The 22,720-nt window shown below is 45.0% G+C and carries 31 protein-coding genes; all 31 read left to right on the top strand.

The features are described 5' to 3' along the window. Nucleotides 1-13 precede the first annotated feature (13 nt). The 31 genes from DFR58_RS00455 (at nt 14) to DFR58_RS00315 (ending at nt 22,386) form a co-directional block, all read left to right on the top strand. A complete protein-coding gene (locus DFR58_RS00455; RefSeq protein WP_114295843.1) occupies nt 14-238 on the top strand; it encodes a DUF6148 family protein in 225 nt (74 codons plus the stop codon). Nucleotides 239-253: 15 nt separating this feature from the next. Beyond that, nucleotides 254-1,954, top strand: coding sequence for a phage portal protein (locus DFR58_RS00450; protein WP_242987340.1), 1,701 nt, complete (start codon nt 254-256; stop codon nt 1,952-1,954). Next, nucleotides 1,947-3,122 carry a head maturation protease, ClpP-related gene (locus tag DFR58_RS00445; RefSeq protein ID WP_114295842.1) on the top strand — a complete coding sequence of 392 codons (1,176 nt, stop codon included), beginning with the start codon at nt 1,947-1,949 and terminating at the stop codon, nt 3,120-3,122. The genes DFR58_RS00450 and DFR58_RS00445 overlap by 8 nt, the downstream gene beginning before the upstream one ends. Continuing rightward, nucleotides 3,122-3,517: a head decoration protein gene (locus DFR58_RS00440; protein WP_242987339.1), complete on the top strand. Its 396-nt coding sequence runs from the start codon at nt 3,122-3,124 to the stop codon at nt 3,515-3,517. The genes DFR58_RS00445 and DFR58_RS00440 overlap by 1 nt, the downstream gene beginning before the upstream one ends. A gap of 4 nt (nt 3,518-3,521) precedes the next feature. After that, nucleotides 3,522-4,568: a major capsid protein gene (locus tag DFR58_RS00435; protein ID WP_114295840.1), complete on the top strand. Its 1,047-nt coding sequence runs from the start codon at nt 3,522-3,524 to the stop codon at nt 4,566-4,568. A gap of 9 nt (nt 4,569-4,577) precedes the next feature. Continuing rightward, on the top strand, nt 4,578-5,066 hold the full coding sequence (locus tag DFR58_RS00430; protein WP_114295839.1) for a hypothetical protein: 489 nt from the start codon (nt 4,578-4,580) through the stop codon (nt 5,064-5,066). Then, nucleotides 5,060-5,371 (top strand): hypothetical protein, encoded by a 312-nt coding sequence (locus DFR58_RS00425; protein WP_114295838.1) that lies wholly within the window; start codon nt 5,060-5,062, stop codon nt 5,369-5,371. Before DFR58_RS00430 ends, DFR58_RS00425 begins: the two co-directional genes overlap by 7 nt. Continuing rightward, a complete protein-coding gene (locus DFR58_RS00420; protein WP_114295837.1) occupies nt 5,371-5,946 on the top strand; it encodes a phage tail protein in 576 nt (191 codons plus the stop codon). The genes DFR58_RS00425 and DFR58_RS00420 overlap by 1 nt, the downstream gene beginning before the upstream one ends. A 4-nt stretch (nt 5,947-5,950) precedes the next feature. Next, the gene (locus tag DFR58_RS00415; RefSeq protein WP_114295836.1) at nt 5,951-6,478 is read left to right on the top strand and encodes a hypothetical protein; all 528 of its coding nucleotides are present in this window, start codon (nt 5,951-5,953) and stop codon (nt 6,476-6,478) included. 14 nt (nt 6,479-6,492) lie between these two features. Further along, a complete protein-coding gene (locus DFR58_RS00410) occupies nt 6,493-7,731 on the top strand; it encodes a phage tail sheath family protein (protein ID WP_114295835.1) in 1,239 nt (412 codons plus the stop codon). Then, nucleotides 7,731-8,258, top strand: coding sequence for a phage major tail tube protein (locus tag DFR58_RS00405; protein WP_114295834.1), 528 nt, complete (start codon nt 7,731-7,733; stop codon nt 8,256-8,258). The genes DFR58_RS00410 and DFR58_RS00405 overlap by 1 nt, the downstream gene beginning before the upstream one ends. A 34-nt stretch (nt 8,259-8,292) precedes the next feature. Next, nucleotides 8,293-8,628, top strand: a complete 336-nt coding sequence (locus DFR58_RS00400; protein ID WP_114295833.1) for a hypothetical protein — start codon at nt 8,293-8,295, stop codon at nt 8,626-8,628. Nucleotides 8,629-8,758: 130 nt separating this feature from the next. Next, the gene (locus DFR58_RS00395) at nt 8,759-10,756 is read left to right on the top strand and encodes a phage tail protein (RefSeq protein ID WP_147273125.1); all 1,998 of its coding nucleotides are present in this window, start codon (nt 8,759-8,761) and stop codon (nt 10,754-10,756) included. After that, complete coding sequence (locus DFR58_RS00390; RefSeq protein WP_114295831.1) at nt 10,749-10,958, top strand: tail protein X; 210 nt, start codon at nt 10,749-10,751, stop codon at nt 10,956-10,958. Before DFR58_RS00395 ends, DFR58_RS00390 begins: the two co-directional genes overlap by 8 nt. A 7-nt stretch (nt 10,959-10,965) precedes the next feature. Further along, complete coding sequence (locus tag DFR58_RS00385; protein WP_147273124.1) at nt 10,966-11,889, top strand: phage late control D family protein; 924 nt, start codon at nt 10,966-10,968, stop codon at nt 11,887-11,889. Further along, entirely contained in the window at nt 11,889-12,086 is a 198-nt protein-coding gene (locus tag DFR58_RS00380) for a hypothetical protein (protein ID WP_114295829.1), read from the top strand. The genes DFR58_RS00385 and DFR58_RS00380 overlap by 1 nt, the downstream gene beginning before the upstream one ends. Nucleotides 12,087-12,101: 15 nt before the next feature. After that, nucleotides 12,102-12,662 carry a phage tail protein gene (locus DFR58_RS00375; protein ID WP_114295828.1) on the top strand — a complete coding sequence of 187 codons (561 nt, stop codon included), beginning with the start codon at nt 12,102-12,104 and terminating at the stop codon, nt 12,660-12,662. A gap of 12 nt (nt 12,663-12,674) precedes the next feature. Further along, a complete protein-coding gene (locus tag DFR58_RS00370; protein ID WP_114295827.1) occupies nt 12,675-12,977 on the top strand; it encodes a hypothetical protein in 303 nt (100 codons plus the stop codon). Next, the gene (locus DFR58_RS00365) at nt 12,974-14,080 is read left to right on the top strand and encodes a baseplate assembly protein (protein WP_114295826.1); all 1,107 of its coding nucleotides are present in this window, start codon (nt 12,974-12,976) and stop codon (nt 14,078-14,080) included. The genes DFR58_RS00370 and DFR58_RS00365 overlap by 4 nt, the downstream gene beginning before the upstream one ends. Beyond that, entirely contained in the window at nt 14,077-14,640 is a 564-nt protein-coding gene (locus DFR58_RS00360; protein ID WP_242987338.1) for a phage tail protein I, read from the top strand. Before DFR58_RS00365 ends, DFR58_RS00360 begins: the two co-directional genes overlap by 4 nt. A 1-nt stretch (nt 14,641) precedes the next feature. Continuing rightward, nucleotides 14,642-15,781, top strand: a complete 1,140-nt coding sequence (locus tag DFR58_RS00355; RefSeq protein WP_114295825.1) for a phage tail-collar fiber domain-containing protein — start codon at nt 14,642-14,644, stop codon at nt 15,779-15,781. Between the two features lie 499 nt (nt 15,782-16,280). Continuing rightward, on the top strand, nt 16,281-16,481 hold the full coding sequence (locus DFR58_RS21660; RefSeq protein ID WP_147273123.1) for a hypothetical protein: 201 nt from the start codon (nt 16,281-16,283) through the stop codon (nt 16,479-16,481). 24 nt (nt 16,482-16,505) lie between these two features. Continuing rightward, nucleotides 16,506-17,063 carry a hypothetical protein gene (locus DFR58_RS00345; RefSeq protein WP_114295823.1) on the top strand — a complete coding sequence of 186 codons (558 nt, stop codon included), beginning with the start codon at nt 16,506-16,508 and terminating at the stop codon, nt 17,061-17,063. Next, nucleotides 17,060-17,398 carry a hypothetical protein gene (locus DFR58_RS00340; protein ID WP_114295822.1) on the top strand — a complete coding sequence of 113 codons (339 nt, stop codon included), beginning with the start codon at nt 17,060-17,062 and terminating at the stop codon, nt 17,396-17,398. Before DFR58_RS00345 ends, DFR58_RS00340 begins: the two co-directional genes overlap by 4 nt. Further along, on the top strand, nt 17,385-18,677 hold the full coding sequence (locus tag DFR58_RS00335; protein ID WP_114295821.1) for a radical SAM peptide maturase, CXXX-repeat target family: 1,293 nt from the start codon (nt 17,385-17,387) through the stop codon (nt 18,675-18,677). Before DFR58_RS00340 ends, DFR58_RS00335 begins: the two co-directional genes overlap by 14 nt. 71 nt (nt 18,678-18,748) lie before the next feature. Continuing rightward, the gene (locus DFR58_RS00330; protein WP_114295820.1) at nt 18,749-19,021 is read left to right on the top strand and encodes a hypothetical protein; all 273 of its coding nucleotides are present in this window, start codon (nt 18,749-18,751) and stop codon (nt 19,019-19,021) included. A 1-nt stretch (nt 19,022) separates the two neighbouring features. Next, on the top strand, nt 19,023-19,157 hold the full coding sequence (locus DFR58_RS22460) for a hypothetical protein (protein WP_278278790.1): 135 nt from the start codon (nt 19,023-19,025) through the stop codon (nt 19,155-19,157). 6 nt (nt 19,158-19,163) lie between these two features. Next, the gene (locus DFR58_RS00325) at nt 19,164-20,420 is read left to right on the top strand and encodes an N-acetylmuramoyl-L-alanine amidase (RefSeq protein ID WP_170137972.1); all 1,257 of its coding nucleotides are present in this window, start codon (nt 19,164-19,166) and stop codon (nt 20,418-20,420) included. A gap of 12 nt (nt 20,421-20,432) precedes the next feature. After that, nucleotides 20,433-20,861 carry a hypothetical protein gene (locus DFR58_RS00320; RefSeq protein ID WP_114295819.1) on the top strand — a complete coding sequence of 143 codons (429 nt, stop codon included), beginning with the start codon at nt 20,433-20,435 and terminating at the stop codon, nt 20,859-20,861. Between the two features lie 228 nt (nt 20,862-21,089). Beyond that, nucleotides 21,090-21,239 carry a hypothetical protein gene (locus tag DFR58_RS21700; RefSeq protein ID WP_170137971.1) on the top strand — a complete coding sequence of 50 codons (150 nt, stop codon included), beginning with the start codon at nt 21,090-21,092 and terminating at the stop codon, nt 21,237-21,239. A 394-nt stretch (nt 21,240-21,633) separates the two neighbouring features. Beyond that, the gene (locus tag DFR58_RS00315) at nt 21,634-22,386 is read left to right on the top strand and encodes a DNA adenine methylase (RefSeq protein ID WP_114295818.1); all 753 of its coding nucleotides are present in this window, start codon (nt 21,634-21,636) and stop codon (nt 22,384-22,386) included. The last annotated feature ends 334 nt before the right edge of the window (nt 22,387-22,720 follow it).

Here is a 22,720-nt window from a genome sequence, read left to right as displayed (position 1 = left end):
GTTGGTGATACATATGTCGGTTTGGACGCTGGAAGAGGCAAAAGCACACCTCAAGGTGTGGCTTGAGGCCGAAATCGCAGTTGCAACGGTGCAAAGCTACCAGATGGGGTCAAAAAGACTTGACAAGGCGGATCTTGCACAGATAAGAGAACAAGTAAAGTTCTGGAAGAATGAAATACGGGAAATTCAAAACAGGGGAAAACGTAAGGTTTTCAGGATTACACCCAGAGATTTATAAGGCAGGTGATGAAGATTGGATATTGCAAAGGTGAGGCTTGAGGAAGCCAAAGCAAAACAGCTTGAAGCTAGGGCAAGAATAGAACAGGCCAAGGCCAGCAGGGAATTGGCGAAAATCAAATCAGATATCTGGGGGACATTTAAAAATTCCGGATATTCTGAAGGTGGGGCCAGCAGGGTGAAAAAATCAATGAGGGGATGGACTGCAAACAGCAAAACCCCTCTTGAGGATATAGACTACAACCTTGACATGCTCCGGCAGCGATCCCGTGATTTATGGATGTCGGCACCGCTCGCCACATCAGCCATTAAGGCAAACAGGACTAATGTTGTCGGTCCGGGCCTGAAGCTTAAAAGTAGAATTGATTACGCATACCTTGGCCTAACAAAGGAACAGGCTGACGAATGGGAGACCAATACGGAGAGAGAATTTGAATTGTGGGGCGGGAAGGTGTGGTGTGACTCCGCACGCATGAATAACTTCAATGAACTTCAACAGCTTGGCCTTGTATCCTGGTTAATGAACGGTGACGGGTTTGCCCTTATAAAGCAGGAAGAACCTACGGTGTGGATGCCGTATGGACTTAGAATACACCTTATCGAAGCCGACAGGGTAAACAACCCTGACTATCAGACGGGAAGCAATGTAAAAGCCAAGAATGGGAACCGGATATATAACGGTGTTGAAATAGATGATAACGGGGCGGTAACTGCGTATTACATATGCAACCAATATCCCAATTCATACATAGGTACAAATAAGAGAGAATGGACAAGAGTGGAGAAATTCGGCAAGCTTACAGGCAATCCAAACATACTGCACCTTATGGAGCAGGAACGTTGCGAGCAGTACCGGGGAGTGCCGTATCTGGCTCCGGTAATAGAGGCTCTAAAGCAGATAAGCCGGTATACCGAGGCCGAAATAATGGCAGCGGTTGTGCAGGCATATTTCACTGTATTTATTAAAAAAGAGCTTCCTCAAAACGGTACGGAAATTGCGCTTGCAAACTCTATCCTCGAGGAAGATCTCGTTGATACAGATCCCAATTCTTATGAGATGGGAGCCGGGAGTGTAAATGTGCTTAACCCCGGAGAGGATGTTGAATTCGGAGATCCATCCCGGCCCTCTAGTGGGTTTGACGCATTTATGACCGCAATGGCGAAATACATAGGTGCGGCTCTGGAAATACCGTTTGAGCTGCTTACAAAATCGTTTATGGCTTCGTATTCAGCCAGTCGGGCGGCTCTTTTGGAGGCATGGAAGGGCTTTAGAATGCGCCGGACATGGTTTGCAAATGACTTTTGCCAGCCCGTATATGAAATATGGCTTGCGGAAGCTGTTGCGAGGGGAAGAATTGCAGCTCCCGGCTTTTTTAACGACCCGTCAAGAAGGGAGGCGTGGTGCAAAGCAGACTGGAACGGTCCGGCACCTGGGCAAATTGACCCTGTAAAAGAAGTTACAGCGGCGATTATGAGAATAAACGAGGGGATTTCCACTCGCGAGAAGGAAACCATTGAACTGACCGGGGGGGACTGGGATAAAAACATTATTCAGGTGTTGAGAGAAAACAGCCTGTTAAACCAGATGCGGGAAAACGGAGAGCAAAGCGGGGAAGGAAGAATGCAAACCGAAAACAGTTTATCCGCCGCGATAATAAACAAAATTGCGGAATACGTGGTTAAAGATATGATGAAAGGAGAAAAAGACGATGCCTAAATTTTGGAGCTTTAAAAATATTGCAGCTGACCAGGGAGAGGAAGAAATTGAATTAAGGATTGAAGGAGAAATCACTGATGATGACTACGCATGGCTTTACGAATGGTTTGGCATATCGGCTGCTTTGCCCAATGCATTCCGTGAAGAGCTTGCACAATATAAGGGTAAGAACATAACCGTATGGATCAATAGTTATGGAGGAAGTGTTTTTGCAGCAGCTGGTATGTATAACGCCTTAATGGAGCATAAAAAGACGGGAGCCAAAATCATAACCAAATCTGACAGCAAGGTAATGAGTGCAGCAACAATCCCGTATATGGTAGGCGATGAGAGATTTATGGGGCCTGTGGATATATTTATGATGCATAATCCGTTAACTGAGGTATACGGCTATGCCTCGGATTTGCGCAAAGCGGCGGATGTACTTGACGAAATCAAAGAGACCATCATAAACGCTTATCAGCTCGGCACTGGCAGATCCAGAGCGAAGATATCCGCTATGATGGATGATGAAACCTATATGAGTGCCAGAACAGCAGTAAAAGAAGGGTTTGCCACGGATATGCTTTATGGCGACAAGCAGCAAGCATCTCCGGCGGAGGAAGTAATGAATCTAGGTTATAGGCGCATACTTGCAATCCAGAATTCAGCCAATGAGTCAATTAAGAAATTTTTTGAGTTACCAGATGTAAAGCTTAGTGCAAAGCAGGAGGAAGCTCCCAAGCCGAACCCTGATGCAAATAAAACGAATAATTCAGAAGGGAATGATCTTATGCCTCCAAAAAACATTGAAGAGCTTAAAAACACATACCCCGACATGGTAAAACAGGTTGAGGATGCAGCCAGGGAGGAAGGCGCGAAAAACGAGAGACAAAGGATTCAGGACATTGAGAAAATAGCAAAAAATATGGTTCCCGAATTAGTCAACAAAGCAAAATTTGAGGAACCTATTGACGCGAGGGAACTGGCATTTAAAGCATTGCAGGATGATGCCGGGAAAGGGCAGCAGTACCTCAATAATGCCCTGAAGGATGCAAAAGATTCCGGAGCTGGTGACGTGACAGCGCAGCCAAATACACAGCAGACGGAGCAGGGGAAAAAGGAAGCGGAGGACAAGGCCGCAGAAGGTACGGCCAACGCCATAAACAAAAGGAGGGGAATTAAATAGTGGAAAACTTATATGGGAAAATAGGCCAAACAACGCCGGACAACCTGATTGCAGGGCATGAAATACCTATACTTACAACAGGAATTACCTTGGAAAAGAATCAGGGAACAATTCTGCGTGGCACGGTGCTTGGAACTGTTACAGCCACAGGAGCAGCAAAGCTGGTTGACAAATCCGCGTCCGACGGGACGGAGAAGGCAGACTGTATTTTAACGGACAATATTGACACCGGCGACGGAAGCGAGGCAGAGAACATTACAGCCGAGGCGTATATCACCGGGGTATTTAACAAGAATGCCCTTATTTTCGGCGAAACTGATACCGCAGCAGATCATGAACTTAGGCTCCGGGAGCTGGGTATTTACCTAAAAGAAAACATAGGATGGGAGGAATAATAAAATGCCCGATAACGTTATAAGCCTCTATAGTACCAGGACCATGCTTCAGGCAATAAACATAATGAAGCCGGTCCATACATTTTTAAGGGACACATTTTTCCCCGGCACACAGACTTTCCTGACGGAAAATGTTGACGTGGATTTTAAAAAAGGCAAAAGAAAAATGGCTCCGTTTGTTGCCCCTCGTGTTGGGGGAATTGTTGTAGACAGGCAGGGATTTGAAACCAGAACATTCAAGTTCTCAAGAGTTGCACCGCAGAGAATCCTCACAAAAGATGATTTGAATACCAGATCGATGGGGGAGGCTATTTACAGCACAAGGACACCCGATGAAAGAGCACAGGAGCTGCTTGCCGGGGACATTATTGAGCTTGACGATATGATTACGAGCAGGGAGGAATGGATGTGCAGGGAGCTGCTCTTTACGGGGAAAGTAACCATGAAGGAAATGACCGAAAACGGCAAGCACATCGACAAAGTGGTCGATTATAACTTTACAAACAAGGAAATCTTAACAGGCGGCGAACTGTGGACAGATCCCGGCTCCGATCCCATTGGATATCTGGGAGAAAAAAGGCTTGAGGTTATCCAGAAAACGGGGAAGGCTCCAACCATTTGCATCATGGCTTCCGATGTCAGCAAAACCTTTATTAATCATGAAAAGGTGCAGAAAATAATGAACCTTTTAAGGATAAACATTGGAGTCATAGAGCCTTCCGTGAAATCCCCTGCCCTAACCTACATAGGGAGAATATCCGAGCTGGACCTGGAGCTTTACAGCTACGATGAATGGTTTTTAGATGATGATGATACAGAGCAGCCTATGATACCGGAGAAAACCATATTACTGGGTACGACGGGCATGAACAAGCGTTACTACGGTGCCATTACCCAGATGGAAAACGGCACATTTGTTACTTATGAAGGTACAAGGATACCTAAGGTATGGTCGGATGAAGAAAACGAGGTAAGGAAAATAAGGCTGTCTTCAAGGCCGTTACCTGTACCGGAAGATATTGACTCTTGGTATGTAGCGGTTGTCAAATAGGGAGGGCATATGATAAAGGTTAAAAATTTTAAAGTCCGACACGATGGCAAAACCTATACAAAGGGCGAAACCATACCGGGCCTTTCCCAGAAGGAAGAGGCCCGGCTTGTATCTGAGGACTTCGCTGAATACATTCTGCATAACTGCGAAGAGGAAGATAATAGTCAAGCCGGAGACGACGATCCAAGCGAGCAGGGAGCAGAGGAAGCAAGGCAGGCGAACGTGGCAGAAAACAGTCAGGCCAAAGAAGAGAAGGAGGAAGAGGACGGAGTGGAGTATGCTAGGGAACAGGAAGCTGTCGACATACAGTTTAACCCTGATGAGTACATACAAATGGGGAATGAAGCCTCAAAAGACCGCCCCAAACCTGCCGGGAGTAATACACGGAATGCGGCGGCGAGAAGTGCCGCGCCTAAACCCAGTAAGCCCGCCAAAAAGCCTGTGGGAGGCAGTGGCTCTAAGCCCACTAAAAAAACCGGGAAGGTGATTGAATGTTAAACTTCAAGGATATACTCCGATCTGATTTGAAAGTTTTTTTTAATCCCGCCGAATTTTCGGAGCCGCACGAAATAAACGGCAGGACGCTCAACGTTGTAATTGACAATGATCGGCTTATGCAGCGCAGTAAAAAAGAGTTTGACGGAATAAGCATAGGAGAAATCCTGTACTATGTAGCCGCAGAGGAATATGGAGAACCTCCGGGAGTGGATGAAGTCCAGATTTTTGACCGTAAAAAGATGCAGGTCTTTGACGTGAGGGCGGATGCCGGGGTATATGAAATAATTCTCAGGAGGAACGAGTAATGCCTAGAGATAATATCCGCATCGACACGAGGCAGTTAAACAATATCGGAAGGCAATTAAGAGGACTGGAAAGAGAAATGCCCGGAGCTGCCGCCTCTGCATTAAACAGGACAGTGGACTACATAAATACACAGGTGGGGCGGATAGTAACACAAGAGTATTCAATTAAAACCACAACGGTAAAAAAGACAATAAAAAAACACAAGGCAAGAAGAGGGGAATTATCGGCAAAGCTTGTTTCACAAGGACACCTCCTGTCACTTGCCAATTTCCCGTTTTCCCCCAAAAGCCCCGGCACGAAAAGAAAAGTAAAAGTCAAGATAAAAAAGCAAGGAGGTAGAAAAACAGTAAATACCTCCCCGAGTGCATTCGTTCAAAACATGAACAATTCCCTTAACGTGTTCATGAGGGTGGGGGAGGAAAGGAAGCCCATAGTTGTACTGCGGACACTGTCAATTCCTCAAATGATAGGGAATGAAGATATTAATCGGCAAATACAGAGGGATGCACAGGCAAAGCTAAGTGAGCGTATAGAGCATGAAGTGCAAAGAAGGCTAAACAGGATAAGAGGGTGAAGCCATGACGGACAATATAATTATTGAAGCGTTACAAAAGTTCCTACAGGAAAGGGTGGCCAATAAAATTAAGCTGCAGACACCAGCCAAGAATATAGACACATATGATCTGGTGCATCCGGCTGTGCATGTTGGCTGGATACCGCCCAAGCTTCCGGAAAACATTAGTCCCGAGAGTCAGGTAACAGACATACCATGCATAATTGTTGGAATGGATGAGGGAGAGGATGACGGAGACAGCGCAAGCCTAAATATAAGGCTGTCCTTCGTGACTTTCAGTGAAGGGCTGGTAAAAGACGGGAAGCTTTATCCTAATTATGAGGGATACAAAGACCTAATAAACCTCATTGCCCTGGCTAGGAGGGAGCTTTCGGCTGCTGCTGTGATTGAAGACGTAACCAGCATACAACGTCCCTTTAAATGGGGGATGTACAAAGACCAGCCCGCACCTTACTGGTACGGGTGGATGACCTTTTCTGTAGCCTGTGCAGTTATGGGTTACATATCAGGTTTGACAGAACAATATGAGTAAAGGATGGTGAAATAATGGCATATTTACATGGAGTATATGGAGAGCAGATCCCTACTCAGGACAGTCTGCCGCCTTCCGGGGTGGCAACGCTCCCTGTGTATGTGGGGACTGCTCCTGGTGCAGGCGTAAGTGGCATCACAGTAATAAACAAACCTGTACTGGTTAACAGTTTTGATGATGCAAAAGGCATAGTGGGATATAGTGATGACTGGGAAACATACACCCTTTGCGAAGCGGTGTACGCACATTTCAGAAACAAATTAGGACCCATTGGCCCCATAATACTAATAAACGTACTTGACCCTGATATACACACCGAAGAAAATCCGGCAACCGAAACGGATATAGTTGGGGGAATAGATGCAGACGGCAAGAGGACAGGACTTGCATGTGTTGATCTGGTATATCAGGCATACAATATGATACCAACTATAATTGCAGCTCCGGGCTGGAGCCATAAGTCGGCGGTCGAGGCTGCTCTTTTAGAGAAATGCCAGAAGATAAACGGACACTGGGATGCGATATGTGTTACCGACATAGACAGCTCGGCGGCTAAAACTATAGGGGCGGCAAAAACGTGGAAACAAACTAATGCGTATACCTCCAAACTTGAGAAGGCATGCTGGCCTAAAGTGAAAAGCGGTAGCAATACCTTCTGGCTTTCCACAATGGCGGTTGTCAGAATGCAGCAGACTGATTATGCAAATGACAGTATACCCTATGAAAGTCCCTCAAATAAACCTATAGACATCACAGGGGCAATATTGAGCGATGGAAGCACTGTTGACTTTGATGAAATACAGGCAAACGACTTAAACAGCGAGGGCATTACAACGGTTACATACAGGTCTGGCACATGGGTTCTATGGGGACCGCATAATGGAAACTATAAAAGTGGCGCAGAGATTGACCCAAGGGATAAATTTGACTGCAACATCCGCATGATGGCATACCTGACAAACTCATTCCAACAGAATTACATGTCCGATGTTGACCAGCCCCTGAACAGGTCTAAGGTTGACACTATACTGAACGATGCTCAGGTATGGCTTAACGGCCTTGTCGGGGATGGCAAAATGCTGTATGGAAAAATTGACTTCAACGAGTCAAGCAACCCCATATCAAGCATTATCGAAGGCGATTTTGTATTTGATATACAGACCACCACCACGCCACCGGGCAAGAGCCTAACCTTCAGGGTTCAGTACACAACTCAGGGCATTGAAATGCTATACGGGGGGAGTGAAGGATAATGAAGATAAGCAACAAAACAATAGACTATAGGCTTAAAGCGGATGACCAGAACGGGACAATGCATCTGATAGACGATGCTGCTGATTTGCAGCTTCCCTCAATTGAAAAGCCGACCGACACCATAAAAGGAGCAGGTATACTTGGGGAAATAGACCTCCCTGCATACGGCCAGGTTGGGAGCATGACCTTCACAGTTAACAGCCGTGCAGACAGTGCAAAATATTCCATGCTGTCCAGACCGGGGCCGATAAAGTTTGAGGCCGTATGGGTTAATGATACCTTTGACTCAAGCGGTATGAGCATGAAAACGCAAAGCAACAAGGTTTTTATGACTGGGTTCAACAAAAAATATGACCCCGGCAAGGTTGAAGTTGGAGGGACTGCAGACGGGTCAAGTGAGTTTGAGATTGTATACTACAGAAAAATAGTCAATGGGATAGAAACCTTCTTAATTGACAAGCTCAACGGTAAGTATGTGGTGAATGGAAAAGATTATATGGAAAGCATAAGAGCAGCTCTTGCATAGGGCTGCTTTAAATATTTGGATGGAGGATGAGGACATGGAAATATTAAAGCTGTTAAAGCCCGTAATGATAAACGGCGTGGAGGTAAAAGATCTCAAGTATGATTTTGATAATATGACGGCACAGGACAAATTGAATGCAGGCAAGGCATACAAAAAAGCCGGGGGAGTAATAACCGTTCAGGAGCTGGATAGCGACTATCACCTGTACATATTTGCGGAGGCAGCAGCAAAAGCCAACGCGGATATCGATCAGACAGACATACTGTTGATAAGCGCGAGGGATGCCGCAAAAGCGGAAAAGCTGGTGCGGAGTTTTTTCTTCTTAGATTCGGAGGATACATTGCTGACAAGTATATCCGAAGAGCAGTAGCACAAGTAACGGCTAATACATCGTCCACCAGAAACGAATGCATGAACATGCCTCTGGTGGACTTTGTTGAATTCTATGAGGACTTGGCAGATGAGGCCGAAAAAACCAATAAGAAATACAAGAAAGACGGGTGAGTGTGTTGGCTGCAAACAGAAGGGAACTTGAAGCATTAATAATACTTGCGGGAAGGATCGATCCCTCCCTGCGTGATGCGCTAAGACGTGCGCAAGGGGATATGGACAGAACCTCATCAGGAATGTCCAGATTTGCAGCCGGCACAGCTAAAATTGTAGGTGGGGTGGTAAAGTCTGCGGCCTTATTGGGAGGAGCCATTACAATAGGGCTGGGTGCGGCGGCAAAGCAGGGAATAGCATTAGCCTCCAATCTGGAAGAGGTGCAAAACGTCGTTGACGTGACCTTTGGAAAGAGTGCCGGGCAGATTAACGAATGGTCAAAGCAGACTCTGAAGATCTTCGGGCTGTCGGAATTAGCGGCAAAGCAGTACACTGGAACATTGGGAGCAATGATGAAAAGCAGCGGACTGTCAGGAGACGCTGTTGTTACCATGTCGAAAAATTTAACGGGATTGTCAGGAGATCTCGCTTCATTCCATAATTTAGATACGGAAAAGGCCTTTGAGAAAATCAGGTCGGGGATATCAGGAGAAACCGAACCGCTTAAACAGCTCGGCATAAATATGTCCGTTGCAAACATGGAGGCGTTTGCATTATCTAAGGGCATAAAAACCTCATACCAGAACATGGATCAGGCATCGCAGACAGCGCTTAGATATGCATACCTAATGGATGTATCCAAGGATGCGCAGGGGGACTTTGCAAGGACGCAGGAGGGGTATGCAAACCAAACAAGGCTTTGGGAAGAAAATTTGAAGCAGGCATCGGGGGCGTTAATGAAGTCGTTTTTACCAGCTCTGACTGAGGCCAGAAAATCCGCAAACCAACATTTGGGGAAAATAATTTCAAAGCTGGACGAATTCAACGGTTATATAGAAAAGGGCGCAAAGCCAATGGAGGCGTTTGGAAATGTGTTTGACGGTATATTTGGGAAGGGTAAATTCGATGGAATACTTCAGGCGGTGAAGCCTGTATTTAAGGAGTTCCAAACAAACTTTATGTTTATAGCAAGTGAGGGCAAAAAGATATTTGATGAATTGTCCCCGTCAGTAATAGAACTTGCCAAAACTATCGGCCCCTTATTTGGAAAAGCTTTTAATGTAGTGACAAAAACCATTTACCCGGCAATAAGAAAAATACAATCCGGATTTGTCGAGTTCTTAATCCCTCAAATTAAAAAATCTGTAGATTTCATACGTACTACTGTCATGCCTCCTCTTACCAAGGTGTTTAATTTTATCGCTGATGTAGTTATTCCGAAAGTAGTTGATTCGGTGGAAAAGTGGATGCCAAAAATACAGGAAGTCATTGGAAAAGCCGTTGACTTTGTGATATTTTACGGCGGAATGCTTAAAGACCAGTTTGACATATACTGGCCTTACATTAAAGACACTGTTGTTACGGCCATAGACGTGATAAGTGGTGTTATTGACGGGCTATTAACAACCTTGTCAGGTGTCATCGACTTTGTAAAAGGCGTATTTTCGGGAGACTGGGAACTGGCATGGAAGGGGGTTGAGCAAATATTCGGCGGAATTGGCGATGCGCTGGATGCAATATTTAAAGGCGCAATAAACGGAATAATTAATGCTGCGAATTTCTTCATACGGAATTTTGGAAAGATACAGATTGATATACCAGAGTGGATTCCTGTTGTAGGTGGTAAGCACATAGGTTTTCAAATCCCTGAAATTCCAACCTTTGCTCGCGGGGGTTTTGCAAATCGGCCGTCGGTATTTGGAGAAGCAGGACTTGAGGCCGCCATACCTATTAAGTATAAGGACCCGAGGAGTCTATCACTCCTGAATCAGACCGCCAGAGCAATAGGAGTGGAGTCGGCAGGGAGCGGAAATCAGATACATTTTACCTATGCGCCGGTTATCAATGGAGGGAAGAAAGCTGAAATTGAGGCACTTTTAGATGCAGACAAAGAAAGGTTTAAGGCATGGCTTGAAGAGTTTTTCATGGATGAAGGGAGGGTGAAATTTGGCTGAGTATTACGAATACACAACGCTTCAGGGGGATACATTTGACATGGTTGCGTTGGATTTTTACAACGAAGAGTCTTATGCCTCCGTAATAATTCAGGCAAATCCAGCGCATTGCAAGACAATTATATTTGATGCAGGAGTAACGCTTAAAATACCCATTATCGAAGAAAAAGCACAGGAAACCCTGCCCCCGTGGAAGAGGTGATATGCATATGCGGGTAATATACGAAGGAAGGGACATAACGGGTGCTGTGCAAATTAGAAAGGCAGACATAACAGACAACGCCGGAGGAATTGCAGACAGCCTGGAGCTGAAGCTTGCAGACACAGAGGGTCTATGGAGCAAGTGGAAGCCACAGAAAGGCAATAAAATTGAAGTTATAGAGAAGGGCTTTTCTTCTGGACAGATGTTTATTGACTACATACAGCAGGACAGGGGAGGCATGAGGATGAAGGCTCTGCCGATTCCGTTGAATGCCAAGTCCAGTAATACAAAAGCATGGGAAAGCGTGAGGTTTCTGGAGCTGGCCTCCGAGATTTCCGGCAAGTACGGCTTTGAGCTTGAGGTCTACGGCTTGGAAAATTGGCTATACGAAAGAGTCGATCAGATTGACCGGACAGACTTTGAGTTTCTTGCATGGAGGTGCGTGCTTGAGGGATATGCCCTAAAGCTATGCGGCCAGAAGGTTGTTATATATAGTCAAAAGCAGTATGAGGCAAAGGAGCCGACCAGAACAGTAAATCTTGAAAAGTTTGACGGGGATTTTGATTTCAGTTCCGTTTCCATAGGACTATACAGCTCCTGCAACATTACATATGCTGCACAGACAGGCCCCATATCATATACCTTCAAACCTTCGGCGGCTTCGGTGGGTTCAGTGCTTAAGCCCAAAATGTATGTTAATAATCAAGCTGAGGCTGAGAGGTTTGCAAAAAACCTCTTAAGGGCAGAGAATAAAAAAGAACATACCGGAAGAATACAAATGGAACTGGACACGGGGCTCGCCGCCGGATGCAATATCAACATAGCCGGCATTGGGCTTGCTGACGGAAAATATTTTGTCGAGCAGGCTACGCACATGCTTGCAAGCGAAAAAACAATTTTGAAATTAAGAAGGCCATTGGAGGGATATTAATGGTACTAAAAGGCAGGATATCGACAGTTGATAATTATAATCGAAAGGCAAGGGTTGTATTTGAGGACCGGGATAATGGCATTACCCCCGAAATAACAATCGCACGTGATATCGGCAGCTTAAATATAAATGACATGGTAGCAGTAGTTGTTTTCTCTGATAATATGACTGACGGCCTGATAATATCAAGGTTTTAAGGGGGGCGGTTACACATGCCCATAGCGGTTTTTGCAAATAAATCATTTCAGGTAAGCAACCGTAAGCTGTACACTTTTAATGAATTTACCACGGGTGGGGCTTTGCAGACAGAAAAGCAGGATGTTGCAGGGAAGAAACCAAGCACATATATAAAGGGTTCTGATCTGGATACTATGAGCTTTAATGTGCCGCTTGATAATTCATTCGGAATGGATGTGCGGGAGGAATATGAAAGCTGGAAAACAATAAAAGATGCCAGAAAAGCGTACACCTTCATCTTGGGGAATAAGCCATTTGGGACAAATAAATGGCTGCTTACAAGTGTAGCTCTAAGCGATACTACCATTGACAAAAAAGGGAATATCATTAAAGGAAAATTGCAGCTCCAATTCGACGAATATGTGAGGGCGGGGAGTGCAAGTGCCTCAAAGTCATCAAGCAAGAAGAGCGCAAAAGGAGTGTCGGCGGGTGATAAAAGTATTCTGGATGCGCTGATAAGCGGGGAAGATAAGGCCGCACAAAAGCGTACAAATACCAATGCCTCGATAGCGGCTGCAGCAGGTATAAAAAAATAAGGGATTGATTTTATGCAGGTTACAATAGAAATGTCCGGAATACAGATAAACTGGACAGCTAAAGGAAATGAAAGGATTACACAGAACATAATCAACTTACTAAATACACGCAAATATGAAGTGGCATATGACCGTACTCTTGGATTGTCAGGTGCTTTTATAGACATGCCGCTGGATCGTGCAATTGCCGAGACGACAGCAGAAATATATGACCTGATATCATCAAGGGAGCCAAGGGCCGAATTGATAGAGGTGTTGCATACCGGGATAGATGAAGACGGTAATATGCAGTTTAAGGTGGTGGTTGAAATATGAGTAATATAAATTTTGTAACGGTGGATTCACAGAGCATTCAGAATCAGTTAATTACTGATTTTGAAGCGGCTCTCGGAGAAACGTTGTATCCGGCTGACGAACGCAGGCTCTTCCTGCTCCAGATGATCCCCGTCATTGTGGGGCTGAAAAACGATATAAACGAGACGGGTCGCAGCAACCTTTTAAGATATGCCACAGGTGACAAGCTGGATGAAATGGGAGAATTCTATTCCACTCAGCGTTTACCCGCCACGAAAGCAAAAGCAACCGTCAAGGTGACATTATCGGCCGCACAGGGAGCAAATGTTATAGTCCCTGAAGGCACAAGGGTAACGCCTGATGGGCAGTTATATTTTGCGGTCAGCAGCAGCCTGATCATACCAACGGGGACAATACAGGGTGAAGCTGTTATCGAGGCCACTGAGGGAGGAAAAGAGCATAATGGGTTTGCGCCTGGGCAGATAAAAACAATAGTCGATCCTATACCGTATGTGGCAAACATTATCAACACAAGCACAAGCAGCGGAGGGGCAGACGTTGAGGATGATAACAGCTACCGCGAAAGAATAAGGCTTGCGCCCGAAAGCTATTCTGTTGCTGGCCCCGAAGGTGCATATGTCTACTGGGCAAAAACAGCCAGCGTAAACATTGATGATGTTTCAGTCACATCCCCGTCCCCCGGAGTCGTAAAAATAGCGATACTTATGCAGAACGGAGAAATACCCTCACCTGAAGTAATAAGCGCGGTGGAGGCTGCGGTAAACTCCAAGGACAGAAGGCCGCTGACAGATAATGTTCAGGTGCTGGCACCTGAGGAGGTGGCCTATAATATAAACCTCACATATTACATCAGCCGGGAAAGACAGACTGAGGAAACAGTAATAAGGGATGCAATTGAAGGTAGTAACGGTGCGATAGTCCAATATCATAAATGGCAGTCGGGCAAACTGGGAAGGGAAATTAATCCGGATTATCTGAGGCAGCTTATGCTGAACGGGGGAGCTTACAGGATAGATATAACGAGCCCGGCTTGGACAGAGGTACAGGCGGGCGAGGTTGCGACGCAAGGCATTGCTACTATTAACTATGGAGGGCTTGTATGATTAACCTTGAAAACATAAATCTATTGGACTTGCAATCCTCACAAATGAAAAAAGACCCAACCACAATAGCCTTATGCGCTGCTCTTGCGCCGCATTTCCGACAGCTTGCAAAAGAGGTAAGGCTATGCCTGATATATTCCCGAATATATGAACTGGATGAAACTACACTGGATGAGCTAGCCTGGCAGATGCATATAGACTGGTATGATGCTAATGCAACGCTCCAGCAAAAAAGAGAGTTAGTAAAAACCGCAATCCTGATTCATAGAACCCGAGGAACGCCCTATGCAGTAGAAGAGCTGATTAAAACATATTTTGGTGACGGGTATATACAGGAATGGCCATTATACGGCGGGGAGCCGTACATGTTTAAGGTGGTAACCAGCAACCCATCTGTTACAGACTATCAGGCGGCGCAATTCAGGAAAGTCCTTGGATATGCAAAGAATATACGGTCGCACCTTGAAGAAATTATCATAGTATTGACCGGGGAAATGGAACTGTATTTCGGGAGTGCCGTACATACCGGAGACTATATCCAAATAAGGCAGGTGATGTGATATGAGCGTTTTTGGAGGTATGATTTCAACCAACCGGGGAAGGCTTTTGCAAGCTAAAGCGCAAACGGGGGTTGAGTTGCACTTCACACGAATAGCTGTAGGGGATGGGGCATTAGGAGGCACATCAATACTGGAATTAAATGCCCTGAAGAACGAAGTAAAATCCCTTGAAATTAAGAAGTTAAAAGTGCTGCCGGAAGGCAATGCGGTAGCCGGAACTGCCCTGCTAAACACTGATCTAGCCAGTGGGTTTTACTGGCGTGAATTGGGACTGTTTGCACAGGACCCGGATGCAGGGGAGGTATTGTACTGCTACGGTAACGCCGGAACTAATGCTGAATATATCCCTGCAGGCGGTGGACCGGATATAAAGGAAAAGATAATTGACATTATAACCATTATAGGTAATGCGTCCAATGTTACGGCTACTATAAACCAATCCCTTGTGTATGCAAGCCAGCAGGACATACAGCACCTGCAAACACAAATTGACAGCATAGACATAGCCGGGACGGCAATAACCGTTAACCAGTCCCAAGTACCGACAAGTCCGGGGAATGGAAATATATCAAATTTATTTAGCTGGATTGCAAATAGGATAAAGACAATAACAGGAAGGGATAACTGGTGGGAAGCCCCCGCAATAACATTAGAAGGCCTAGCAAATAAACAAAATTTAAATGCATTCCTTGACATTGATACCTCCGATCCGCGCTGGACCGGAAGTAAAAAGGCGGATGCAAACTGTTGGAACGGGTGGAGCATATACGCTAATACATCAACATCAGCAACCGTACAATTAGCACAGATTACTATAGATACATTGCGGTTTTGCGATTATGTATTGATAGTAACACTATGCTCTTCCAACATAACTTTTACAACAAACGCCATACAGGTTAGCGTACAAAAAAATGAGTCAGGCACATATACAACCATAGCAACAAGCACTTTTAAAGCGTCGGATTTTTCAGGCGCGTATAAATACAAAAGCTTCCGAATGAACCTTGACTACAAAGGCCCCAAAGCAACGAACAATCAACTTAGAATAGTTATGCAGTTGCTGCCTCAAACGTCCGTTTACGAAGTGCGTATGGAAAGCTTAATAATAATGCCGGTTGGCCTTGGAACTTATATATAGCGGGGAGGTGAATCAAGAATGTCTTTTGCAAAAGGAAATTTGCCCTCTGCGCAGGATTTTATAAGTCTGAAAGCAAGGGTAAAAACTGAAATGCAACGTCGCAACGGGTACGGAGATTTAAGCACTTATGCTGGAGCGGCATACGATTATGCAATTGCCCCTAAAAAGGGGGAGATCCCGAGAACTGAGCATTTTAATAGAATCCGGGACGTACAAGCAAGCATTTCTGATCCGGGCATGGGCAGCGTAAAGCCGGGAGCCATGCTTCAGGACATGACCATACTTGAGGCAAAACAAACAGTTTTTGAGGCAAAGTCAAGGAGCGCAACCTCTGGCAATGACTGCAGCGCAATGTGCAGCGGCATGTGTGTAACGGCCTGCACAACAACATGTACGGGCACATGCACTGGGAGCTGTACTAACACTTGCACGGGCACCTGTAGCGGGACCTGCTCCGGATGCAGCGGCACTTGCAGCGGAGGCTGTACAGGTTGCGGTAGTGGCTGTAGCGGAGGTTGTACTGGTTGCGGCAGCGGCTGCAGTGGTGGGTGCACCGGCTGCGGGAGTGGCTGCAGTGGAAGCTGCTCCGGGAGCTGTACCGGTGGATGCACCGGCTGTGGAACTGACTGCGGGAGCGGGTGCTTTTATAGTTGCAAAAATAGTTGTTCTGGCTGCGGCAGCGGTTGTAGTGGAGCAGTAATGTAAAGAAGGAGGATAAAAAATTATGGCAAGTATAAAAGACATTGAATTTATTTTACTTACGGCGGATGTGGCAACAGAGCTAGACAACAGCAGCAGCATATCCAAGGAAAAGATCCTTGAGTGCAAAACCTTTTTAGAGGGCACCAATTATAAGGGCGATATGCTAAAATATGCCCCTGAGTTGATACTGCTGCCCGTAAAGGACTATCTCAGGAATAAAGTTAAAGTCAATGCAATCACGAAACAGACAGCACTTGATACTTTTTCAGAGATAGCAAACAAGGTCCATGACAATTTATATCCTGTTAACACAACATTTATAGTAAGCTTCTTCGAGTACTCCCTTGAGGAGGACAAAACCCCAATCAATGAAGCTATTAACATGCTCGAAAAGTGTACAGCAGATGGGCCAATTAACAATATATATTACGAAATCGACTATAACAGGGTGTTGCTAAGAATGTATTTGTCCCTCATGACGGATGAATGCATGAGTGAAATAAAAAGGCTCTCGACAGAGCTTAAGAGGCTAATACCCTTACGGAGTCAAATCGACGCTGAATTGGGGGCGGAGGTATGAAAAGAATAGTACCTATACCCGGAGAAGTTATAAATTATATCCAGCGGCTGGACTATGAAGCACTTGGATATAGAAGCCTTATAAAATCCGTAGTACTTGGAGAAGAGCAAAAATTAAGCAATGCCTATTATGCCAATCTGATAGAAAAACATCAGGAGAAAATTACTGAATTTCAATTGGCTATGCAGGAGCTGCGGGAGGAATATACGCCAGAAGAATACAGAAGCATTATAACGGAAATGACAGTTGATTACAGCGGAGGGTGTCTGATATTCAGCCCTGCTGCTAAATGCAATAAAAATATTTGCAAGGAGAAAAACGATGGTACGCAGTAAAATACAAGGTTTCCAAGATATTTACCCTCTCATGTACCCTGAACTGCAATGCACAAATATAAGCGCAGTTGAAAACGTGACATTTATTGTTACATGGGATTGTTCGCTTCGGTGCAAATACTGCTATGAAGGGAACAAGGACACGCAACACAGGATGTCACTTGAAACAGCAAAAAGAGCAGTAGATTTCCTTTTTGAAGAGGACAGGAAACATGAATACATAGGCAGCAATCCCAATTCAGCAATCATATTGGAGTTTATTGGGGGAGAGCCACTTCTTGAAACAGACCTGATTGACAGCACCATAGAATATTTTAGACATAAGGCTTTACAGGAGCGTCATAGATGGGCACTGCACCACATGATATCCATATCCACCAATGGTGTAAATTACGAAACATCACGGGTGCAACGTTTTGTAGAGAAGTACAAAGAACGCCTGAGCATATCCATAAGTATAGACGGCAACAAGCAGCTCCATGATAGCTGCCGGGTATTTCCTAATGGCTCCGGCAGTTATGACGTGGTGGAAAGTGCCTTTAAACTGTACCTTAAGCAAAGCGGACACCGAACCACAAAGCTTACTATCGCACCGGATAATGTCATGCATTTGTCTGAAGCCTGCACTCACTTATACGAAATGGGGCTTCAAGACATTCTGAGCAATTGCGTTTATGAAAAAGGCTGGACCGTGGAACACGCAAGAACCCTGTACAAGGAAATGAAAAAGCTGGCCGATTATCTCCTTCAGGATAACAGGTATGAGAGGTATACCAATAGCCTGTTTGATGAACTTATCGGGCACCCAATGCCGGAGGAGGATAACCAAAACTGGTGCGGAGGTACCGGGAAAATGCTGGCTATAGATAATGAGGGCTTGGTGTATCCCTGCTTAAGATATACTCCATTGTCCTTACGGGCTGGGCTCAAGCCTATAGTTATTGGAGATATACATACAGGCATAGCCACAACCGCCAAGCATAAAGAGGATATAAATTGCCTTAAATGCATAACCCGCAAAAGCCAGTCAACGCAACAATGCTTTGCTTGCCCCATTGCTTCCGGGTGTGCGTGGTGCAGTGCGTACAACTACGAAGAGGCCGGTACCCCGAATAAGAGAGTAACCTACATATGCGTTATGCATCAGGCGCGGGTGCTTGCAAACATATATTACTGGAATAAATTATATAAACAACTGGACATGGATAAACAGTTTAAAAATCACGTACCGGAGCAATGGGCCATGGATATTGCGGGAAAGATGAATTTACAAAGCTAAAACAGGCATAAAGAGAGCTGCCTTTCTGATTTTTGGCAGCTCTCTTTATTATATGAAAGGAAGTGAGGGAGATGAGCGAATATGTAAGCAAAGAGGTTTGTACAGAAAAGCACAAATCGGCAGATGACAAGATGGAAACTGCGGAAAGGAGATTAAACGACCATGCAGGCAGGATAAAAACAATTGAACAGGCACTGGTATTATTGACGAAAATGGCAGAGGACACGAAGAAAAAGGACTTTTTTGATAAGGTTCTTATTTTTTGCGTACTGGTAATGGTAATTGTGGTTGGGGCCATTGTGTTAGGCCCTGAGATTACCGGTAAAATGTTAGGAGGAATTTAATATGAACTATCTTGAGCATCTTAAGGCTAATTGGAGGGTTGCGCTCCATGGTCTTAATGACTTTGCGGAGCATTTTTTGCATGGACTATTACCGTGCGTTAAAGGGGATCATACACAACCAAAAAAAGGAGGATAAAAGTACATGTTAGACATAATGATTGACGCAGGCCACGGCGGGAGTGATCCCGGAGCGGTAGGCCCGACAAGTTTAAAGGAAAAGGATATAACATTAAAGCTTGCCAATAAGGCAGGCGCATTACTTAAGCAGCAGGGTATAAGCATAGCTCATACCCGTACCACAGACGTATTTGTCGGGCTGTCAGACAGAGCAGTTATAGCCAACAGCGCAGCCGCAAAATATTTTTTGAGCATCCACATAAATAGCTCCGGCAGCTCCGCCTCTACCGGCACTGAGACATACGCGCTTGCTGCAGGCGGGGAGGGTGAGAAGCTTGCAAAAGCTATGCAGCAGAGCCTTGTTAAGAGCATAGGACTGACCGACAGAGGAGTGAAGTTTGCTAACTTTGCGGTACTCCGGGAAACAAAAATGCCCGCTGCACTCGTTGAGGTATGCTTTATAAACAATCCCAACGAAGAGGCACTTCTAAGGAATGAGGCCTTTTTAGACAAGGCTGCGCTGGGCATAGCAAAGGGAGCAGCAGCTTTTTTAGGCATAAGCTGGAAGGACGGAGGAGAACAAAAGAATCTCACCCCTATAATGGGAGCCTCCCAATTGCACACCTCGCAAATGATATCATATGCCGTAAAAGGCAACGGCAGCCCCAAGCTCCCCAACTGCCCATTAGAAGAGCTGGCGGGCCTTTTTGCCGAGGAGGCGGAAATTGAGGGCGTAAGGGCTGATGTGGCGTGGGCACAGAGCCTTAAGGAAACGGGATACTTCAAGTACGGGGGCATCGTGCTGCCGGAACAGAATAACTATGCCGGCATAGGAGCCTTAAACGGGAACAGGCAGGGGCAGGCTGCAAGCTTTGACAGCCCAAGGATAGGAGTAAGGGCACAGATACAGCACCTTAAGGCATATGCAAGCACGGAGGCTTTAAAGCAGGAGCTTGTAGATCCCAGATTCGGTCTGGTAAAAAGAGGCTCCGCAAGGTATGTTGAGTGGCTGGGGTATGAGGATAATCCCAACGGGGTAGGCTGGGCATACCCCGGAAGGGGCTACGGAGGGGGTATAATGAATATTTTAAATGCCATGTCAAATGAGCCCGTCACACCCGGAACATCTGAAAACAGCAACATCCCCGTATGGCAGAGGGAGGGCCTTGAAAAGCTTGTTGCAAAGGGAATTATCCAAACTCCCGGCTACTGGACGGACAAAATGGATCAGCCCATTACAGTGGGAGAGGTTATAGGGATACTTGGGAAAATGGTTGATTAGGAGGGCGATAATATGGAAGGAATTCAGGAAATCTTAACTCAAACAATGGTTAATATAGCACTGGCCTTGCTGTCTCTGCTGTTTGCCTATGTGGCGGCAGCGGTAAACAGGCTGACACAGAAAGCAAAAGCGGAGGTACAACAGCTCGAAAACGCAGAGCAAAGGATACTGCTACTGGATGCAATAGACGATGTTGAAACCCTCACAGCAAAAACAGTAGCACAGATAGAGCAGACAGCAGCAAAAGAGCTGAGGGAGGCCGTGAAGGACGGTAAGGTTGATAAGTCGGAGCTTACCGCACTGTCGGAGAGGGCATACACCGAAATAATGGCAGCCTTAACGCCTGAGTGCAAGTCCCTTATAGATAAGAACTTTGGAAGCTTCTCGGACTATCTTGCAAAAACCATTGAAGCAAAGGTGTTGGAGCTTAAAAATAGATGATTAAAAAAATAAAAAGGAAGTTGAAGCGAAAAATAAAACGTATAAAGATTAAAATTATAATCAATAAGCGGATTATTTTATGCAGGAATGTCAACAGCGAAAACTACCTCAGTTGCGTCAACTGCAGACGCTTTCAACGATGCCACAGAAAGTACCTTGAAAAAGTAAAATGGATTGTATAAAGCTTACATCAGTAAAATAAATAAAAAATAGGAGGATATAAAAACAATGAATAAGGTTGAATTAAGCGGAATTTTAAATTTTAAAGCAGAAGAGGACATTTTGACATCTACCATAGCAAATGTAGATGTTATAGGCACATTGGAGAGGTATGCTGGCCGAAAGGTTATACTAATCATAGAAGAGATGGAAGAGTAGTCCTTTAAAGCTTCTACGCTTTTAGAAGGGAACCTCAAAATGCACTTGACATGCAGCAGGATTATTCCTGCTTTTATTATGTAAATTTTAGAGAGCTTGCCGGATAGCCACCGGCCCCTCTCTTTTTTAATTTTAGAGAGGAGAATTAAAGTTAAAAGGCGCAATGTGCATAAGGTTGGATATCACATCCAGCCTTTGTTTTTTTACTCACGGGTATTTACACTTAAGTATTTGATATGGCCTGCAAAGATATTGTCGGTTTGGAAGGGCTGTATTTAAAAAAGGAACCCTGAAGCAAATTGGAGCATAGCCCCGGCTCATTCGTCGAAATTTTTAGCATTACCGCGCGCTACACAGTTACATTCAAAACACACAATCAAAGGAGATGCAGATAATGAATAGTTTTATTAGTTGGATAGGCGGTAAGAATTATCTTAAGAAACAAATAGTAAGCAGATTCCCGGACAGCATAGGCCGATATATAGAAGTATTCGGTGGAGCTGCTTGGGTACTTTTCTACAAGGACCGCCATGCAGAGATGGAGGTCTACAACGACTACAACAGTGACCTTGTTAACCTGTTCCGGTGTGTCAAATTTCACAGGCCCGAGCTGCAGCGTGAACTTTCAGGAACGCTAAATTCCCGGGAACTGTTTGAGGACTTTAAAGCGCAATACAAAATAAGAGGCATGACGGACATACAGAGAGCTGCCCGATTCTTCATGCTAATTAAAAGCAGCTATGGCAGCAATCAGAGACAGTTCGGCTGCGTAAAGAAAAACATACGCGTCATGTCAGAGTATCTGGAGAGGATCGAAGAGAGACTGTCCGGCGTAATTATTGAAAACAAAAGCTTTGAAAACCTGATTAAAGTATACGATAAGCCGGACGCGCTCCTGTACCTTGACCCACCTTATTATGGCACAGAGAAATATTATCAGGTACAGTTCGCGAAAGAGGACCATATGCGGCTAAATGCGGTACTTAAGAATGTAAAGGGCAAGTTCCTACTATCTTATAATGACTGTGAATACATAAGAGAGCTGTATCGGGATTTCGGAATAGAGGAAATACAGAGAAGCAACAACCTTGTTAGCCGGTACGAAAGCAATAAGGTATACAAGGAGTTACTGATAAGCAATTACTAACAATTGACACTTTGTAGAAATTAATGTAAAATACAGTATATAACTCACCGAACCACAACATACTATAATGTATTGAAATTTTTAAGTGACATTTATCTAGTGCTGAACCGTAACATTTAATGTAAAAAAATAAGCCTGCTGCTTTCTTGCGGTCAGGCTTATTTTTTTAGGACTATCCGCTCTAGCGCCGCAATGAGTTCTTGATTAAGATTTCAGCGGCCTTCGACTTGTCCTGAATCATCCTGAGGTAATCAAGAGCTTGTTCATACCTCCCGTTCTTAAGCGATTCTGAAACTCGGTCTACTCGGGACTTGATATATTCAGTTTCCCAAGT

The organism is Anaerobacterium chartisolvens (genome assembly GCF_003337415.1).
Lineage (GTDB): Bacteria > Bacillota > Clostridia > Acetivibrionales > DSM-27016 > Anaerobacterium > Anaerobacterium chartisolvens.
The sequence above is the reverse complement of the archived record's forward strand: the minus strand, read 5'-3'. Positions and strand labels throughout refer to the sequence as shown.

Excerpts from the sequence above, each read along its gene's own strand:
- DFR58_RS00455 (WP_114295843.1), top strand. The coding sequence starts at position 14 with ATGTCGGTTTGGACGCTGGAAGAGGCAAAAGCACACCTCAAGGTGTGG.
- DFR58_RS00445 (WP_114295842.1), top strand. The coding sequence starts at position 1,947 with ATGCCTAAATTTTGGAGCTTTAAAAATATTGCAGCTGACCAGGGAGAG.
- DFR58_RS00435 (WP_114295840.1), top strand. The coding sequence starts at position 3,522 with ATGCCCGATAACGTTATAAGCCTCTATAGTACCAGGACCATGCTTCAG.
- DFR58_RS00430 (WP_114295839.1), top strand. The coding sequence starts at position 4,578 with ATGATAAAGGTTAAAAATTTTAAAGTCCGACACGATGGCAAAACCTAT.
- DFR58_RS00425 (WP_114295838.1), top strand. The coding sequence starts at position 5,060 with ATGTTAAACTTCAAGGATATACTCCGATCTGATTTGAAAGTTTTTTTT.
- DFR58_RS00420 (WP_114295837.1), top strand. The coding sequence starts at position 5,371 with ATGCCTAGAGATAATATCCGCATCGACACGAGGCAGTTAAACAATATC.
- DFR58_RS00415 (WP_114295836.1), top strand. The coding sequence starts at position 5,951 with ATGACGGACAATATAATTATTGAAGCGTTACAAAAGTTCCTACAGGAA.
- DFR58_RS00410 (WP_114295835.1), top strand. The coding sequence starts at position 6,493 with ATGGCATATTTACATGGAGTATATGGAGAGCAGATCCCTACTCAGGAC.
- DFR58_RS00405 (WP_114295834.1), top strand. The coding sequence starts at position 7,731 with ATGAAGATAAGCAACAAAACAATAGACTATAGGCTTAAAGCGGATGAC.
- DFR58_RS00400 (WP_114295833.1), top strand. The coding sequence starts at position 8,293 with ATGGAAATATTAAAGCTGTTAAAGCCCGTAATGATAAACGGCGTGGAG.
- DFR58_RS00385 (WP_147273124.1), top strand. The coding sequence starts at position 10,966 with ATGCGGGTAATATACGAAGGAAGGGACATAACGGGTGCTGTGCAAATT.
- DFR58_RS00380 (WP_114295829.1), top strand. The coding sequence starts at position 11,889 with ATGGTACTAAAAGGCAGGATATCGACAGTTGATAATTATAATCGAAAG.
- DFR58_RS00375 (WP_114295828.1), top strand. The coding sequence starts at position 12,102 with ATGCCCATAGCGGTTTTTGCAAATAAATCATTTCAGGTAAGCAACCGT.
- DFR58_RS00370 (WP_114295827.1), top strand. The coding sequence starts at position 12,675 with ATGCAGGTTACAATAGAAATGTCCGGAATACAGATAAACTGGACAGCT.
- DFR58_RS00365 (WP_114295826.1), top strand. The coding sequence starts at position 12,974 with ATGAGTAATATAAATTTTGTAACGGTGGATTCACAGAGCATTCAGAAT.
- DFR58_RS00360 (WP_242987338.1), top strand. The coding sequence starts at position 14,077 with ATGATTAACCTTGAAAACATAAATCTATTGGACTTGCAATCCTCACAA.
- DFR58_RS00355 (WP_114295825.1), top strand. The coding sequence starts at position 14,642 with ATGAGCGTTTTTGGAGGTATGATTTCAACCAACCGGGGAAGGCTTTTG.
- DFR58_RS00345 (WP_114295823.1), top strand. The coding sequence starts at position 16,506 with ATGGCAAGTATAAAAGACATTGAATTTATTTTACTTACGGCGGATGTG.
- DFR58_RS00340 (WP_114295822.1), top strand. The coding sequence starts at position 17,060 with ATGAAAAGAATAGTACCTATACCCGGAGAAGTTATAAATTATATCCAG.
- DFR58_RS00335 (WP_114295821.1), top strand. The coding sequence starts at position 17,385 with ATGGTACGCAGTAAAATACAAGGTTTCCAAGATATTTACCCTCTCATG.
- DFR58_RS00330 (WP_114295820.1), top strand. The coding sequence starts at position 18,749 with ATGAGCGAATATGTAAGCAAAGAGGTTTGTACAGAAAAGCACAAATCG.
- DFR58_RS22460 (WP_278278790.1), top strand. The coding sequence starts at position 19,023 with ATGAACTATCTTGAGCATCTTAAGGCTAATTGGAGGGTTGCGCTCCAT.
- DFR58_RS00325 (WP_170137972.1), top strand. The coding sequence starts at position 19,164 with ATGTTAGACATAATGATTGACGCAGGCCACGGCGGGAGTGATCCCGGA.
- DFR58_RS00320 (WP_114295819.1), top strand. The coding sequence starts at position 20,433 with ATGGAAGGAATTCAGGAAATCTTAACTCAAACAATGGTTAATATAGCA.
- DFR58_RS21700 (WP_170137971.1), top strand. The coding sequence starts at position 21,090 with ATGAATAAGGTTGAATTAAGCGGAATTTTAAATTTTAAAGCAGAAGAG.
- DFR58_RS00315 (WP_114295818.1), top strand. The coding sequence starts at position 21,634 with ATGAATAGTTTTATTAGTTGGATAGGCGGTAAGAATTATCTTAAGAAA.